A 15,370-nucleotide genomic window follows, 5' to 3' on the forward strand; every position below is an offset into this window, starting at 1 on the left:
ATGAACCGGAGGAGGACGGCCATTGGACGGCATCGACGAGATCGTCAGGGAATTCCTGATCGAAAGCACAGAGAACCTTGATCAACTCGATCAAGACTTAATCGCGTTAGAAAGCACCCCTGACTCGCGCGAACTACTCAGCAGCATTTTTCGAACGATCCACACCATCAAAGGTACAAGTGGGTTCTTAGCCTTGAGCAATCTCGAAAAGGTTGCTCACGTGGGGGAGAACCTCCTCGTCGAATTACGTGACGGTAAGCGCACCATGAACCAGCGCACCACCGACGTACTTCTGCTCATGGTGGACACAATCCGAATGCTGTTGGCCCGGTTGGAAGAAACCGGCGAAGAAACAGGGATCGACGTCACCAGCACTATTGATGCGATTCAGGCAACACTCGATAACGTGCCGCTTCCTGCCGCGTCTCAGAGCCCTGAGAACACCGTGGAACCTGCTGTCAGTGAAGACAGCAGCGAAAACACGAGCGAAGTAACACCGGTAGTGGAACCTCAAACAGTTTCGGTAACAGTTCCAGAAACTCTACAAGAGACCGTGATTGCCGCGACACCCGTCATAGAAACACCGGCAGCACCAGAAACCACTAGTGCAAACACGCCATCTGTCACCGTCAAACACTCTGCCGATTCTTCAATCCGCGTTGACGTTGACCTCCTCGACGAACTCATGCGGCAAGTGGGGGAACTCGTCCTTGTACGCAACCAAATCACCCAACTTGCAGGGTTCGAATCCGGTGACCTGCTGCGCTCCTCACAACGCCTGTCCTTGATCGCTTCTGAACTCCAAGACGGCGTCATGAAAACCCGCATGCAACCTATCGAACACATTTGGGCAAAGATGCCACGCGTTGTTCGAGACCTCGCTGCATCATGCAGCCGTGAAGTGCGCCTAGAAATGGTTGGTGGCGACACCGAACTCGACAGGTCCCTCCTCGAATCAGTAAAAGACCCACTCACTCACCTTGTCCGTAACGCGGTAGACCACGGAATTGAACCCCCTGCGCAACGCGTCGAAAAAGGCAAAGCAAGCACAGGAGTGCTGCGTCTAAGCGCATACCATGCAGGTGGGCAAGTCGTCGTCGAAGTAACAGACGATGGCGCAGGCCTCGACCCTGTAAAAATTGCGGCAAAAGCAATCGAGCGCGGCCTGAAAACTCAAGATCAGCTCGCACTGATGAGCCCTTTTGAGATTCAAAACCTTGTCTTTATGGCTGGGTTCTCAACTGCTGCTGCAGTCACTAACGTTTCTGGTCGTGGTGTTGGAATGGACGTTGTCCGCTCCAACATTGAAGAAATAGGTGGCACAGTTGAAGTCGAATCCGAAGTCAACGTTGGTACAACGTGGCGTCTGCGGATCCCACTCACACTAGCGATCATGCCAGCACTCACCGTGCTGTCAGGAACAGAGATCTACGCAATTCCACAAGTGAACTTGCAAGAACTCGTCGCATTAGACACTTTAAAAACCCAAGAATCCATCGAAATGATTGGTGGCTGCGAGGTGTACCGTCTGCGCGGTTCACTCCTACCACTCGTACGGTTGTCAAAGGTTTTGGGCACAACAAGCCAAAGCAGCGACACCGCTGTCATTGCCGTCCTGCAAGCAGATAACCAACGTTTCGGGTTGATCGTCGACCGAGTAATGAACAACGAAGAAATCGTTGTAAAGCCACTCTCGTCAGTGCTGAAAGGAATCGGAATTTTTGCCGGTGCCACACTGATGGGCGATGGACAAGTCGCGCTCATCCTTGACACCCCCGCCATTGCACGCCGTGAACTCAACGCAGAAACAGCAGACGCAGTTGCATCAAGCGTGAGCGAAAACGCCCAGCAACTCGTGCCGTCTACAGAACACCTCGTTGTTGGTATCGGTCTATCGCCTCGTCGTCGTATCGCGATTCCGCTGTCAGACGTTACTCGACTCGAACAGTTGCAAATGGACCGACTCGAAACAGTCGGCGGCCGCGAAGTTGTGCAATACCGCAACGCCATTGTTCCCGTGCTTCGTCTCGGCTCCATGGTGGGCGTGTACGACTCGACTGACGCAGTTGAAAAACCAACGGTTATCTTTACCCGCGGTGCAAAAACAATCGCAATGGTCGTTGACGAAATCATCGAAATCCTTGACGATCGCGGTGCGACTCGATCCGAAGTCACAGATTCGGGGCTGCTTGGTTCCATCGTGTTGAACAATGCAGTAACTGAACTGCTCGACGTACACAACATCCTTCTCTCAGCAGACCCACAATTCTTCACTGAAGACACCGGTGCAGAAACTGACGCATCATTCGACGCAACCTTGGTAGGTATCTGATGGCTGTACAGTACATAACCTTTACGATTGCCGGCGGCCTGTACGGAATTGAAGTACTTCAAGTCGAAGAAACACTAGGGCACCACAACCGCACACCAGTGCCTTTAGCGCCACGGGGAGTTGCCGGTCTGGTTAATCTTCGCGGGCAAGTCGTAACCACCATTGACGTGCGGCCCAAGCTTGGGCTGCCAGCACTGAGCCAAGACGAAGAATCAATGATGGTTGTCATCGACTTGCATGGTGAGTCAATGAGTTTACTCGTCGACGAAGTAGGCGAAGTACTCAGCGTTGAAGCTGACGCTTTCGAACCAGCGCCCCCAACACTCTCTGAAGAAGTAAGGGAACTCGTTACAGGAGCATACAAATTAGAGGGACGACTTCTGTTGACTCTTGACGTAGCCGCTGCTGTTGCAGCTTAACTATCGCTTCTAGCATGTAAGGCACTATCGTGAGTGTTCGCGTTGTCGTCGTTGACGACTCTGTAGTTATTCGACGCCTGGTTGTTCAGGTGCTCGAATCTGATCCAGATTTTGAGGTTGTGGGAACAGCCGCAAATGGTCGGATAGCGTTAACAAAAATTGAGCAGTTGCGTCCAGATGTCATCACGATGGACGTGGAAATGCCTGATATGGACGGCATTCAAACTGTTCGTGAACTGCGTAAACGCGGTATTCGTACGCCTATCATCATGTTCTCCACGCTCACGGAGCGTGGAGCAACAGCGACTCTTGACGCGTTGAGTGCTGGTGCTTCAGATTATGTTGCAAAACCAGCGAATATGGGGTCAGTGACTGAATCGTTGAATGCGGTTGCTGAACAACTGATTCCTAAAATTCGTGGTCTGCTACCTGGTAGGGTGACTGCCCGTTTTACTGCACAAGGTGCAGCGCAGTCAGCTTCTGGCCCGGCGGGTTCTGCTGCGAGTACTTTTGGGGCTTCCGCGCTGTTCCAACAGTCGAAGGCAGTGGTGCGTACGGATCAACGCCGTCACCCTATTAAGGCTGTCATTATTGGTAGTTCTACGGGTGGGCCCGAAGCATTATCGAAGCTTGTTGCGGCTTTGACGGAGCCGTTGCCTGTCCCAGTTTTTATTGCGCAACACATGCCTGCATTGTTTACAAAACAACTTGCTGCACGTTTAGACCGCTTGGGTCCTCATACGGTCACTGAAGCTGTCGATGGTGAAATAGCGCGACCGGGAACGATCTATATTGCTCCTGGCGACTGGCATCTGACGTTGTCGGCTTCTACTGGAAACGTGCGGTGTGCACTGAACCAAAAGCCGCCAGTGAACTTTTGTCGCCCGTCAGTTGACGTGCTGTTCCAATCTGCCGCAGACATCTATAAAGGCGCGCTGTTGTCAGTTGTACTGACGGGAATGGGTGCCGACGGAAAAGTCGGGTGCGGTCGTATCGTCGACGAGGGCGGAACCGTGGTTGTGCAAGACCAAGCAACTTCAGTGGTGTGGGGGATGCCAGGTGCCGTTGCGACGGCCGGGTACGCCCACCGGATTGTGCCGCTGACCGAAGTCGCAACAACTATAAAAGGCATTGTGCAAGCAGCAACTGCAGGCGCAGTGACAACCATGAAGAGGGGTGAGTAAGCAATGACCATCACGCAAGAGAACTTTCAGTTCATTTCTGATTTGGTGCGCCGAAAAAGCGCAATTTCGCTTGCTCCAGGCAAGGAATATCTTGTTGAATCAAGGCTCATGCACCTTGCTCGTGAACACGGGGTGAGCGTTGACGAGTATGTGGCGAAGAAACGCACAAGTTTAAACCTTATGGAAACGGAACTGATCGTTGAAGCACTCACAACAAATGAGACTTCATGGTTTCGAGACACGCAACCGTTTTCTGCTTTAACGCAACACATCCTCCCTGAGCTTCGCAAAAGCAGGAAACCGTTGGGCACACTTAAAGTGTGGTCGGCTGCGTGCTCAACTGGGCAAGAGCCGTATTCCATTGCGATGACACTCAAAGACTATTTTGATTCGCCGTCGTTCACAGACCCACGACCAAGCTTGGATATTGTCGCAACAGACTTGTCACAGCAAGTGTTGAACCGGTCCAAGAGCGGACGGTACAGCCAGTTGGAAGTGAACCGCGGACTTCCAGCAACCCACCTTGTGCGTCACTTCCACAGGGAAGGAACCGAATGGGAAATCAGTTCAGAGCTGCGCTCTATGGTTCGTTTTCAACGCCACAACCTGCTTGACGTGCCACCAAGCGGTGGGCCTTTTGACGTCGTATTTATTCGGAACGTGCTGATCTATTTTGATGTCGCAACGAAACTTGAAGTGCTGAAAAAGGTCAGGAGTGTGCTGCGGCCGGGTGGGTTCCTCATCCTTGGCGCGGCTGAAACAACTGTCGGTATTGATCAGTCTTGGGTTCGCGTGCCGGTCGGGCGTAGTTCTGTCTACCAGAAAGCAGAGAGTGCATCATGAAAGCCATTGTTATTGATGATTCACGCACCATGCGCAGAATCGTCCGCGGCGTATTAACCAACCTCAACTTTGAGGTGTATGAGGCCGAAGACGGCGCTCAAGCATTAACAGTCCTTGAAGAACACCCAGACACTGTGCTGTGCTGCATCGACTGGAACATGCCTGTCATGGACGGGTTGACCTTTGTTAAAGAAGTTCGCGCCTCACAAAAATGGCGCAACACAACGCTCATGATGGTGACAACCGAATCTGAGCATGGCCAGATCGTCAAAGCGCTGGCCGCTGGAGCACACGAGTATCTGATTAAGCCTTTTACCCCTGAAGCGATCGCGCAGAAGCTCGATCTACTGGGTCTACTTCCGGTGGAGGAAAAACTATGAGTCCTGTTCAGATCGCAGTAAGCAAAGACCAAATATTAGCGATTGTGCAAGAAGTATTTGCTGCAATGCTCGACGCAGGAGAAATTTGCGTCTTTGAATCAGGGCCCAGCAACACTGACGATGAAACGTTGAGTGCGTGGGTGGACATGCAAATGGAACTTCCCGAGGGGCCACTCGTAGCGCGCGCTCTGGTACGCACTCAGCAAGAAACCGCACACGAAATTGTGCGTTCGTTACTGATGATGGGTAGCGATGAAGAAATCTCGTACGCAGACCTCACTGACGCTTTCGGTGAGATCGCAAACGTTGTTGGCGGGAACGTCAAGTCGCTGGTTGAAGTGCCAGCGCGCTTGTCTTTGCCGTCAGTATCGAATGATGCAGCACACGGACCAAACGGATTATTCCTCCAAGACCTTGATGTGAACTGGCGCGGCCAACACCTCAACGTGTCTTTGTGGATTCTTCCAAACAGCGGTGAATGGAGTTAAAAAATGTTTGTAATTGTTGCCGATGATTCGCGTGTGATGCGCCAAATTGTTGTTCGTACGTTGCGTCAGGCGGGATATGACTGGGAAATCCTTGAAGCAAGCGACGGGCAAGAGCTTTACGACTTGACCCTCGACAACAACCCAGATCTTGTGTTGTCCGACTGGAACATGCCTAACGCTACTGGCCTTGAAGCGTTGCAGGCTTTGCGCCAGGCGGGATGCAACGTGCCTTTCGGGTTTGTGACCTCTGAAGGTTCAGCTGAAATGCGTGAACAGGCTGCTAACGCGGGGGCGCTCTTTTTGATTGCTAAGCCGTTTACTGCAGAGAGTTTCCGTGCTGAGATTGATCCGGTGTTGGCATGAGCGGGTTCGGTAAAGTGCCGTCACCACTACCTAAGGCACAAGCAGTACGCGAAATGCTTGAGGGGCTTCTTGGTAGGGAAATAGAACTCAAAACTGGCGGACCGATGGTTGACCCTGAGGGTCCGGGCGGTGCAGTCGTCGCAGAGTATGTGTCTGACTTTCTGCAATTGCATGCGTTGATTGTGTTGGATGTTCCTGCTTCTGCTCACCTTGGCGCATCGCTTGCGTTGATGCCTGCACGTGTGTCGCAAGATGACGCGCGTGCTGGTGAACTGTCGGATGTTCTTCTTGAGGCAACGCACGAAGTAGCGAACGTGTGTGCAGCCCTGTTCAACCTAGATGGGGCACCGCACTTACGGCTTGGAACATTGCATGCGCCGCAGCAGCCTTTGCCTACGGATATCTCTCAGTGGGTGATGGCGTATGTTGCACGTCTCGACATTGAGGTAAATGTGTCTGGATACGGCAGCGGAAACATGTCGATCCTGATCGTCCCATAATTTGTGAAATAAATAATGGCGACGACGGACATAGTGTTGGACTAGAATAGTTGTGTCCGGTGAATTCCGGATGATGCTTGAAAACAACATAGGGGACGATCGGTTTCGACGGTGGTCGTGTTTCGAGGAGAAGCGGGCCGAGGATGTGGGCTTATCTCGTTAACGATGCCTACAAAACAATAGGTGCAGATTCTAAGCGCACCGACTTCGCTCTTGCTGCCTAATTGCGCAGAGCCATATGAAGTCCGTCAGCCCGGGGATGCTATCGCCCCGGATCCTGGCGTCATCTAGATAGCTAGCTTGTAGCCTTTGTCGTTGGGGTTACAGGGACTTTTAGACGACTGGGCCTGTCAGCAAACGTGTCTGTGCGAGTGCTGGGGCCGAGAAAATCCATAGCAGACTGCGCCCGGAGAAGTCCTGGATGTGCGTCATCGGACCGGGGTTCGATTCCCCGCGTCTCCACTGGTGACGAACACTTTTCAGGTGTTCACGTCGCTGATTGTCCAAGCATCTCGTAGGGGGTTGCACACTTTGGTGTGCAACCCCCTACGTGTATCTCTATACAAACATACGAATAGCAGTCATTTCTTAAGGAACTGAGGAACGATGTCAGATAAAAAGCAGTCGAAGACTTACATATACCTCATAGCATTCTCGCTTGTACTGTCCACGGTGGGAGTAGTGGTAGAAGTTTCGGGAGGCTTTGAACTGGCGATTCTGCTGTGGTTGAGCGCAATCGTGGTGGCGTTTATTGGCGTACGAAAGTGGCCGAGAGAGAACGATTCTACCCGGTAATAACAAAAATAAATGCGTGGAAGCATAGAAACTAAATATGACGAAAAGAAAAAATGCGCTAAAAGGGATTGCGGGAGGAGTGTGCAAGGGTGAACGGAGACCCGGAAATCATAAATGCTATAGAGAGAGGGCAATATAGTTTTTTGATGGAAGGGATATCAAGTGAGAGCGAAGTGCTTCTTGAAGTGGTCGTCCTCCTTGAGTATAGGAAAACACCTAAGTTGCGGCGATTATTCAAATATAAGCTAGCGCAGCAAGAGATAAGTCCTGAACCTGTAGAAGAAGTAATAGTTACGTTACTTGGTGAGGTGCCGCTAAAAAAAGAACTCAACAGTTCGTTTCCGATTGTTGAACTTTGGATTGGGGGTGAACTCTCACTACACACAATTATTGATGCTTTAAGCTTGAAAAGTGGACGCTGGATCCAGAGGGAGCAGATATTGGATATGTTTCAAAAATATCAGATAGGTGGAGTCCGTTCGCTTCAGCAATTAAATTCTTGGTATGAGTAATGGAAAAGAATTTCCAGATTCTATGGAAGTCAGAGAAAGAAAATACGGAAGACGAAGAAAAAATGAGAGAAGGAATTCGAAGGTTCTCTCATATATGTACGAGTGTATAGAAAACATTGCAGGTGAGATACTCGTATTGCTGTTTGCTTGTGTTCTCGTAGTTATTTTTCCGGGATGGCTTGAAAAATTATTTACAAATCTGGCTTTGTTTATTCTTTGTGTAATATTTATTTGGTTAGTTTTTTCTCGCAAAAAATTTTAGCTTTTCAATCAAAACTCTTTACGTTCAGGAGTTTCCTATGAAGCATAAGAGGTAAACCATGCTTATGGATGCAGTTTGTGCAGATAGAGGGAGTCTAGGTGTATCTACAAAAGGTAAATCTGTAGGAAAGTTTGTCTTTGTATACCCGGAAATCTTTGAGGATTCATGGGTGATTCTTCTTGAACCTCCATATAAAGCTTTTTATTTCGATAGAGAGCGTTTTGGAATGTACAATCTGGTATACACGGAACAGGCAGAGGAACTTTTAAATCAGTGGGGCGTTGTATGGGTTTCTGGAGATGTGGAACCGGTATTAGAGAAGCGTTTCTTTGATTGCCGTGCGGACCTCACTATGGATGAAGACGATTCAGCATGGTGGAAGAGAAAAAATGACTAACGGAAAAGTAAAATTCCGATTGCGTGAAATTTGCAGAGTGTTTTGATTCTTTAGCGCATAAATCGAATTAAAAGGTCAGAATGATAATTAAAGGAATGAAATATCCAGAAGATTCCAACTCCTTTATAGAGGTGGAAATTCCGGAACTCGGACGTTTCGATTTGTATAATTGCGCAAGAATGTCCTTGTTTCAATTTGATTTTGCGACAAATAAGGTATTTTTGGATTTCATCACCGAAGATAAAAAGTCAAAAATATGTTTCTCGTTTTACGGAATAAAAAATATTTATATGGAATCTGACGAAATTTCAATTCCTGATTTATTTTGTTCTGAATTTGAATTTTTTACTTTTGGAGAAGAGTATTTACGAAGAGATAACACAAACGTAATGATTTTCACGAATGTTTTTTATCTCGGATTTTTTGCTGAAGGTCTCGACGTTAAACATTCCAGTATGAGTAAGAATTAGTGAGACTTTCAACATGAAGTCACTCATTTACAATTTCGATGTATATGAGTCGTCTATTGGTTCTGATCTGTCAGTAGTTAATGCTGAGGGCGTTGTGAGTGTGGCGTTGCGTAATCCTAATGGGGATACGGTTGCGACGGTCCCTGTAACTGGTTCTGAAGCGGGTACTGGAATTAGTGGTTGGGCTGGCTTTGATGAGTTTGGAAATATGCTCACTAGTGGTTTTGCTAGTACGGGTGTAAACCAGTATGGCTGGCACGGTTCTGCTCAGCGTGCTGTTAATGGTTCGGGACTCATACTTATGGGTGTTCGCTTGTATAACAGCGTGACCGGATCGTTTACTTCGCGTGACCCGATTCTAGGCGGTAACACAACGGCTTATGTGTATCCACAAGACCCAATCAACTCACACGACCTCGACGGTATGTTCCTTAAGTGGTTGCGCAAAAAATGAACAAATATGCGAAAGCAATGGCTATAGCAGATACTGCAATGAGCTTTCTCGCTTTCGTACCTGGTATTGGAGGCGCCATAGCTCGAGTTTACGCAGGAGTGCGCGTTGGAATGGATTTGGCTGCAGGGAACTATAAATCAGCTGCCTTGAACGCTTCGGGACTAATAACGGGACGGGTGGGAGTTTCATGGGCTGCTAGGTCTAAAAAGAAATTTAACCGAGGTATGGATAACGCGCCGAAAGGAATCCGTAATAAAGGAAAACAAAACCTGCATAAAAGGAAAAAACTTAAAGCTTCATATAATAGAAGTTTAAAAAGGTAGGAAAGGTTTAAATCGATAAATAAAAAATATTATATCGGTTCAGTCGCTCGATCTGCTCCCTCCCCTAAGAGAGAACGTTACTAATGAAAAAAACATGGAAAATTCTTGTAAGCGAAGTAGGTTACGCAAGGATTATTACCCCGTATGCTGCAGGAATCTTCTGCACATTATCCTTTCTTCAAACGTCAAGCTTAATTACATATGTTGGAGTTTTTGTATTTTTTTCCGCTGTCGTATATAACGTTTTCCTTATTAAGAGATTCCACTTTTTAAATAGAAGAAAAGAAAAATGGAAAAAAATTAATTTATCAGGTCGAAAAATAGTTTTAAAAGATTTTGTGAAAATAAACTCCAATGTTCTTTATGGAACAGGGAGAAGAAAGGGGCATTTATTATACATGGTAATGATTTATAAAAATAAAGGAAAAGCGACTTTGTACACTAGGAGGGTGGAACATAAGGATAGAATATTTGAGGAACATTTTTTTTGATAAGAGCAACATTGGAAATATTTTATCGAAAACACAATTTAAGTTAGTCGAGTCAAGTAATTATATTGACGAAATAGAGGAAATGTTTTTGAAAACAAAAGAAATAGTCAAAGGCTCTCCAAGTGATTTTCAAGATCCGTATGAGCCGTACATAATTTGGTGAACCTTTCTGACTTTTTTTAAGTTGAATGACCTCAACTGTCCTAACTCTACCTATCTGGGTGGTTTCTTGCGTATGATGTAGTTGAAAATGATCAATCTACCTGCTCATATGGGAGACTCTGTGGTCGATTTTCTTGGGGCAATGCTGTGGGAAAAACAAGTAAACAAGCGCGCTAAGTCGCTTCAGCAGGAAGGGAAAATCCAAGCTTCCGTTGGAGCGCCTGAAGGGTATGTAAAAGGTATCGGTGATAGTTGGCAGAATAGAGTCTGGGACATCGGGCCAGGTTACATGAGATGCAAAACTATAAGCCTTTCTATTGAAAAAATCGACATGCGCTCTAGGGAATGTACTACACTCGGATTTTTTGACGAAGTAGATAACCTATATGTTCACCGAGCTGTTTTAACCGACGGTAGCATTATTGATATTTCTTTTTCACCAAAAACGGTTGACTGGGCGCTACGAGTGATCACATCTCAAAAGGGAATCAAATAATGTCATTAAGATATAAATTTTCTTGGATGAAAGAGAAAATTAACATCGATCATCTTGAGGATAATTCCTATGCACGTTTATTTCTAAGGATAGCGATCTGGGATATTTTCTGCATTTTGCTCGTTTTCTGCATTTTGCTCGTTTTCTGCTTTTCTATGTTTTCTTCTTTTGAAGAACCTTTGAATGTGGGCATCATGATGCTTGTTATTCCAATCCCAGAGATGGTTTATGCGACTTTTCCAAAAAAAGATTCAACCCTCGCAATGAAAAAAGAGCATGAAGTCGAAACGCAAAAACTTCTAGACGCAAAGAATGAAAGGTTAAGTGAATATAAAGAAAAAATGCAAGAACTGTAGATTCAATATTGTTGCTCATTGAAAGATGGAGAAATGATTTTTTCTAGTGTAAAGACAGGTTTTGAAAAACCTAAAGCTTCTCGTGGTATCACCCGAACTGTAAATTTTATTTTTTTGATTGCATTATCTATCGGAATGCTTTCAGGCCCAATCTTGGACAGTCTTACTGACGTGTTTTTTTGGATTCTTTTAATACCGTCTTTCATTTTCTTTATCCGATCATTTGTTTATGGTCTTCGCATAAAACATAACATGTTAGTTTATCGTGGATTTTTTGTTACTCGAAGGGTCCCACTTGAAAATATTTTATACTTTGCTACTTCTTGGGACGCCCTAGATGATGTGGAAACATTTTTACATTGGGAAGATTCTCCATTCGATGTTCCTTGTGTGTTTTTAAATGATGGAACGGAACTAACATTTAATGCTTGTTTTGGGATGGAAGAGGGTGTTGAGAAAAAGGTGGATGCGCTAAATGAGCGATTAGGCCTTACACCTCCTGTACAAGAAATACATGATGAAGACACGGATTTCAGTTTTCGAGAAGAAGCTAAAAATCTTTTCAACTCGATCCGCGGAAAAAATAAAGAATAAATTAAGTAACGCACATGAGGAAAATGAAATGAAAGAGGCTGGATCGGGAAATATAGTTGTATCGGTGTTTGATACCGGATACAGTGTTGGCAGTTTATACAACACAACATACAACTTTAAAGCGGAAAATACGGCGGAAGAGCATTTACGTTTTTCGGCTACAATTCTCGAAAAATTAAAAACTCATCCAAACGATATTTTTGCGCTGGATCTCATATTTGAACGCCCTGATTCGTGTGCTGACTTTTCTTCGGTTTTTGTTGAGTGGAAAAAACAGAAGTGGAACAACCTTCGGCCTGAAGTGTATCCACGTTTGAAAAAAGTTACTGGGAAAGTGCAGGCAAAAGATATGGCTGAAGTTCATAAAGCTCACGTGTATGTTGTCAGGAACGATCCAGGAGAAAATCAAGATTCTCTACCTCTGCTTTTTCGTAAAGCAGCAGATTTTGTGAAGGAAAACGATCTGAATTTTCGTCACGTCGAAAGTATTCGTTACGTGCATTCCTTCGATGAAGAAATACGACCTTATCCTGAGTTGCGAATAACTGTTTTAAGGGGAAAGTAACCATGGCAGTTCGTGTTTTCTATTCCGAAGAGGAAAAAGAGTGGGATGACCTTACTGTCTCCGTCAGTGCTGATGGGGCAAGCCTTCACGAAACTTTATTGGGTGTATCTGAACTTTTTGAAAAGTACCCCTTCGACCCTTATGACTTAAAGGGCCTTCAATTCAGGTGTGTCGGTAGTTCCTTGAATGAAACCGGTCTCGAATTGTTTCTTTTTGTAGAAAAGGAAAGAAATTTATTTCGAGAAACTAAGAACGAGGAAGACCATTAGTTCATGGTTTTGGCTGTCGTGAAACGTTGTTTAATGCAACGATGAACACGATCATTCCAGCGGTAAGTAGACCCGCGGCAAGGTTTAATCCCATGTAGCCGATGCTGGCTAGGGTTAGCCCGGCAAAGATGCCACCTAACCCGCCAGCAAGGCTCATGAACATGTCGCTTGCGCCTTGAACTGCTAAACGCTCGTTGGAGGAAACATGCGCTGTGATGTGTCCAGCTCCTGCAACAGTCACTATTGACCACCCTAAACCAAGCAAAAAAAGTCCGACTGTCACAAGGGTGTTGTTGTGTGCGCCTAATCCCGCAAACAGTACTGACACGATAAGAACTGCACCGCCCGCATAAATGGTTGGGAGGGCCCCTACTTTGTCACTCATTAACCCAACAAGCGGCGAGAACGCGTACATACCCAAAATGTGTAGCGAGATAGTGAAACCGATAATGGTTAAAGATGTGCCATGAGTGTTCATGTGCACTGATGTAACCGACATGATTGCAACCATGACTGCGTGCCCTGCAACTATCGCGATGAGGCCAGAAAGCGCTTGATGGTTACCGCGGAAAACATGTAGTGAGTCTTTAAGTGAAGTGCGTGCAATGGTGGGGGCACTTGACGCTGATTGTGTTGCTTGTGCTAGGACGAGTGACGGGTCTGGACGCAAACCGAAGAAGAGTATGAGCGCGGCAGCGAGCATGCCTGTACCGGAGATGACGAAGATTCCGGTGTAGGGCGGCAGACCTAATGTTGCACCAATGCTTTCGCCAACGCCTAGGAGGTTTGGGCCTGCTACTGATCCGATAGTTGTTGTCCATACGACAAGGGAGAGGTCTCGTGCTCTATGTTCTGGTGCGGCGAGGTCGGTTGCAGCGAAGCGGGCTTGTAGGTTGACGGCTGTTCCAACACCGATGAGTGTTCCGGCTGTGAGGAGCAGCGGAAACGCACCCATGATGGATGCGGCGATTGCGCTCATGACGCCAAGCCACGCGATTGCTATGCCTGAGACGAGGGCTAGTCGTCGGCCGTAGCGTGCGGCGTAGCGGGCGAGGGGCATTGCGGCGAGGGCGGCACCTAAGGTCATTGCGGTGGTCATGGACCCGCCCCAGGATGTGGAACCTGAGAGTTCAACGGCGAGGAGCGCGCCTACTGAGACGACCGCACCACTGCCGATTCCGGAGAATATTTGTGCGAGGGAGAGGACTCGTCGTACGCGTTTTTGTAGTGGTGCGAAGGTGGCGTAGGTTTCTGCGGAAAGACTCACGTGTTAACTCTAGTTCACATACGCCCGGGGGTATATGTGATTCGTGTCTTTGTGCTGTTCGGGGCCGCACCATTGTGCGCGGCCCCGAACGATTTTATTGTGCGATGCCGGTGAGTGTCGCGTCTGAGCTGAACTTTCTGGTGTCGCGGTACAGACCCGAGCCGACAATGACACCTAAAGCAATGGAGAACAACGCCATCCCTGTCGTCACAAGTGAGCTCACAGTTTCGGCTGAGCCTGTCGCAGCTTCTGTGAAACCAATAAATCCGAGCGATCCTGGCACTAGGATCCAGAATGAGACCAGTTGTGTGACCATGGCGCTCGGCGCTGTTTTAAAACGGGCAAGAAAACGCGATAACGGCACGACAACGAGCGCACCAAAGAAACCGGAATATTCGGCTGGCACGATAAGTAGCCCGAGGCGTTGCGCACCATAAGTGACGACAAGCGCTAAGACGAGCCACAAGTAGGAGCCTTCAGGGGCGGAACGAGAGAGAACATACCCGAGGGCGAGGAGTGCGATACCCAGCAGGGGAGTCCACGGTCCGATGGAATTGAGGACTACTTCGTTGGATGCTGAGGAATCAGGGACGATAGCTAGACCGATGACAACACCGAACGACAGCAAAAGTAGTTGTGAGACGCCATAAATGAGTCGCGTAGACCCGGAAATAACTTCGTTGCGGGTGAGTTCTAGCGCCGCGATCGTTAACGTCAGTCCGGGTAGGAAGGTGACCAGCGCGGGAGCTATCAGCCTCATAGGGACTTCGTGGGTGAAGTCGGTGAGGAACAGCGACGTAACAACGGTGACGACGATCGCGCAGATGACAGGCATTGCGACGGCAAGCGTGGATACTTTCTCGCCAAGCAGGAGCAGCAAACCAACTATGACACCCAAAATAATGTAGGCGGGGATCGCTGGAAGCGCCGGGTTGATGAGTAGCCCGATGGCTAGGGTCATCGTGATTTGCCCGAGGAGTCGAATCGCCGTGTTGAACCGTGGCGGTGATGCGATGATGCGTTCTACGCGGTTGATGGCGTCGTCGGGTTCGATGACGCCGCGTTTCGCTAGGTCGACGATGTCGTCTATTTCTGCGGCTTGGTCGAGGCGCAGGTCGTGGCCTTCTGAGGCGCCGATTTCGCTGCGTCGGTCGGTTCCTTCGACTTGGACGGCAAACACTGTTGGCAAGATGACGACGCGAACGGGCGGCATATTGTAGGCGCGCGCTATGTCATGCATGGTTTCGTGGACGTCCACGGTTGCTTGATGGGAGTTAAGCATGGCGAGCCCAAGGACTCGCATCATAGTGAGGAGACGATCAATCTTGTCTTCGGGGCGTTGGATGGGGGCGGAAGAGCGTTCGTCCTTGAAAAGGATTCCGCGTAGCAGCTGCATAGGCCGACGAAGCATTCTCGAATCGTTTGGCACAAAAGCTCCTTTCGCAGGG

At 47.9% G+C, this 15,370-nt stretch carries 22 protein-coding genes and 1 other RNA gene; 21 read left to right on the forward strand and 2 right to left on the reverse strand.

The annotated features are described in order from the left end of the window. The first annotated feature begins 22 nt into the window (after positions 1–22). The 21 genes from ACR9EC_RS00995 to ACR9EC_RS01095 all read left to right on the forward strand — a co-directional run bounded on the left by ACR9EC_RS00995 (position 23) and on the right by ACR9EC_RS01095 (position 12,655). On the forward strand, positions 23–2,332 hold the full coding sequence (locus tag ACR9EC_RS00995) for a chemotaxis protein CheA (protein ID WP_435299668.1): 2,310 nt from the start codon (positions 23–25) through the stop codon (positions 2,330–2,332). Beyond that, the gene (locus ACR9EC_RS01000; protein ID WP_435299669.1) at positions 2,332–2,751 is read left to right on the forward strand and encodes a chemotaxis protein CheW; all 420 of its coding nucleotides are present in this window, start codon (positions 2,332–2,334) and stop codon (positions 2,749–2,751) included. The genes ACR9EC_RS00995 and ACR9EC_RS01000 overlap by 1 nt, the downstream gene beginning before the upstream one ends. A gap of 29 nt (positions 2,752–2,780) precedes the next feature. Next, positions 2,781–3,935, forward strand: coding sequence for a protein-glutamate methylesterase/protein-glutamine glutaminase (locus tag ACR9EC_RS01005; protein ID WP_435299670.1), 1,155 nt, complete (start codon positions 2,781–2,783; stop codon positions 3,933–3,935). 3 nt (positions 3,936–3,938) lie between these two features. After that, complete coding sequence (locus ACR9EC_RS01010; RefSeq protein ID WP_435299671.1) at positions 3,939–4,778, forward strand: CheR family methyltransferase; 840 nt, start codon at positions 3,939–3,941, stop codon at positions 4,776–4,778. Next, positions 4,775–5,158: a response regulator gene (locus ACR9EC_RS01015; RefSeq protein ID WP_435299672.1), complete on the forward strand. Its 384-nt coding sequence runs from the start codon at positions 4,775–4,777 to the stop codon at positions 5,156–5,158. The genes ACR9EC_RS01010 and ACR9EC_RS01015 overlap by 4 nt, the downstream gene beginning before the upstream one ends. After that, on the forward strand, positions 5,155–5,646 hold the full coding sequence (locus ACR9EC_RS01020) for a chemotaxis protein CheX (protein ID WP_435299673.1): 492 nt from the start codon (positions 5,155–5,157) through the stop codon (positions 5,644–5,646). The genes ACR9EC_RS01015 and ACR9EC_RS01020 overlap by 4 nt, the downstream gene beginning before the upstream one ends. Before the next feature lie 3 nt (positions 5,647–5,649). Next, positions 5,650–6,009, forward strand: coding sequence for a response regulator (locus ACR9EC_RS01025; RefSeq protein ID WP_435299674.1), 360 nt, complete (start codon positions 5,650–5,652; stop codon positions 6,007–6,009). Next, positions 6,006–6,509, forward strand: a complete 504-nt coding sequence (locus ACR9EC_RS01030) for a hypothetical protein (RefSeq protein ID WP_435299675.1) — start codon at positions 6,006–6,008, stop codon at positions 6,507–6,509. Before ACR9EC_RS01025 ends, ACR9EC_RS01030 begins: the two co-directional genes overlap by 4 nt. A 91-nt stretch (positions 6,510–6,600) precedes the next feature. After that, positions 6,601–6,974, forward strand: a transfer-messenger RNA (tmRNA) gene (gene ssrA, locus ACR9EC_RS01035). A 419-nt stretch (positions 6,975–7,393) separates the two neighbouring features. Beyond that, positions 7,394–7,816, forward strand: coding sequence for a hypothetical protein (locus tag ACR9EC_RS01040; RefSeq protein WP_435299676.1), 423 nt, complete (start codon positions 7,394–7,396; stop codon positions 7,814–7,816). After that, positions 7,809–8,078, forward strand: coding sequence for a hypothetical protein (locus ACR9EC_RS01045; protein WP_435299677.1), 270 nt, complete (start codon positions 7,809–7,811; stop codon positions 8,076–8,078). Before ACR9EC_RS01040 ends, ACR9EC_RS01045 begins: the two co-directional genes overlap by 8 nt. Positions 8,079–8,136: 58 nt before the next feature. Continuing rightward, positions 8,137–8,475 (forward strand): hypothetical protein, encoded by a 339-nt coding sequence (locus tag ACR9EC_RS01050; protein ID WP_435299678.1) that lies wholly within the window; start codon positions 8,137–8,139, stop codon positions 8,473–8,475. Positions 8,476–8,570: 95 nt separating this feature from the next. Continuing rightward, positions 8,571–8,945, forward strand: coding sequence for a hypothetical protein (locus tag ACR9EC_RS01055; protein ID WP_435299679.1), 375 nt, complete (start codon positions 8,571–8,573; stop codon positions 8,943–8,945). Positions 8,946–8,958: 13 nt separating this feature from the next. Beyond that, complete coding sequence (locus tag ACR9EC_RS01060; RefSeq protein WP_435299680.1) at positions 8,959–9,399, forward strand: RHS repeat-associated core domain-containing protein; 441 nt, start codon at positions 8,959–8,961, stop codon at positions 9,397–9,399. Further along, positions 9,381–9,722, forward strand: a complete 342-nt coding sequence (locus tag ACR9EC_RS01065; RefSeq protein ID WP_435299681.1) for a hypothetical protein — start codon at positions 9,381–9,383, stop codon at positions 9,720–9,722. The genes ACR9EC_RS01060 and ACR9EC_RS01065 overlap by 19 nt, the downstream gene beginning before the upstream one ends. Before the next feature lie 83 nt (positions 9,723–9,805). Continuing rightward, the gene (locus tag ACR9EC_RS01070; protein ID WP_435299682.1) at positions 9,806–10,213 is read left to right on the forward strand and encodes a hypothetical protein; all 408 of its coding nucleotides are present in this window, start codon (positions 9,806–9,808) and stop codon (positions 10,211–10,213) included. Between the two features lie 250 nt (positions 10,214–10,463). Continuing rightward, positions 10,464–10,871: a hypothetical protein gene (locus tag ACR9EC_RS01075; RefSeq protein ID WP_435299683.1), complete on the forward strand. Its 408-nt coding sequence runs from the start codon at positions 10,464–10,466 to the stop codon at positions 10,869–10,871. Positions 10,872–10,897: 26 nt separating this feature from the next. Further along, positions 10,898–11,227, forward strand: coding sequence for a hypothetical protein (locus ACR9EC_RS01080; protein ID WP_435299684.1), 330 nt, complete (start codon positions 10,898–10,900; stop codon positions 11,225–11,227). Between the two features lie 18 nt (positions 11,228–11,245). Continuing rightward, positions 11,246–11,821, forward strand: a complete 576-nt coding sequence (locus ACR9EC_RS01085) for a hypothetical protein (protein ID WP_435299685.1) — start codon at positions 11,246–11,248, stop codon at positions 11,819–11,821. A 28-nt stretch (positions 11,822–11,849) separates the two neighbouring features. Further along, positions 11,850–12,386, forward strand: a complete 537-nt coding sequence (locus ACR9EC_RS01090) for a hypothetical protein (RefSeq protein WP_435299686.1) — start codon at positions 11,850–11,852, stop codon at positions 12,384–12,386. 2 nt (positions 12,387–12,388) lie between these two features. After that, a complete protein-coding gene (locus tag ACR9EC_RS01095) occupies positions 12,389–12,655 on the forward strand; it encodes a hypothetical protein (RefSeq protein WP_435299687.1) in 267 nt (88 codons plus the stop codon). A gap of 1 nt (position 12,656) precedes the next feature. Here ACR9EC_RS01095 and ACR9EC_RS01100 read toward each other — a convergent pair whose 3' ends face one another. Together ACR9EC_RS01100 and ACR9EC_RS01105 are read right to left on the reverse strand one after the other, a co-directional pair. Next, positions 12,657–13,922: an MFS transporter gene (locus ACR9EC_RS01100; RefSeq protein WP_435299688.1), complete on the reverse strand. Its 1,266-nt coding sequence runs from the start codon at positions 13,920–13,922 to the stop codon at positions 12,657–12,659. A gap of 94 nt (positions 13,923–14,016) precedes the next feature. Further along, positions 14,017–15,351 carry a threonine/serine ThrE exporter family protein gene (locus tag ACR9EC_RS01105; protein ID WP_435299689.1) on the reverse strand — a complete coding sequence of 445 codons (1,335 nt, stop codon included), beginning with the start codon at positions 15,349–15,351 and terminating at the stop codon, positions 14,017–14,019. Positions 15,352–15,370: the final 19 nt, after the last annotated feature.

The sequence above is a fragment of the Timonella sp. A28 genome (assembly GCF_051200815.1).
Taxonomy (GTDB): Bacteria; Actinomycetota; Actinomycetes; order Actinomycetales; family Cellulomonadaceae; genus Timonella.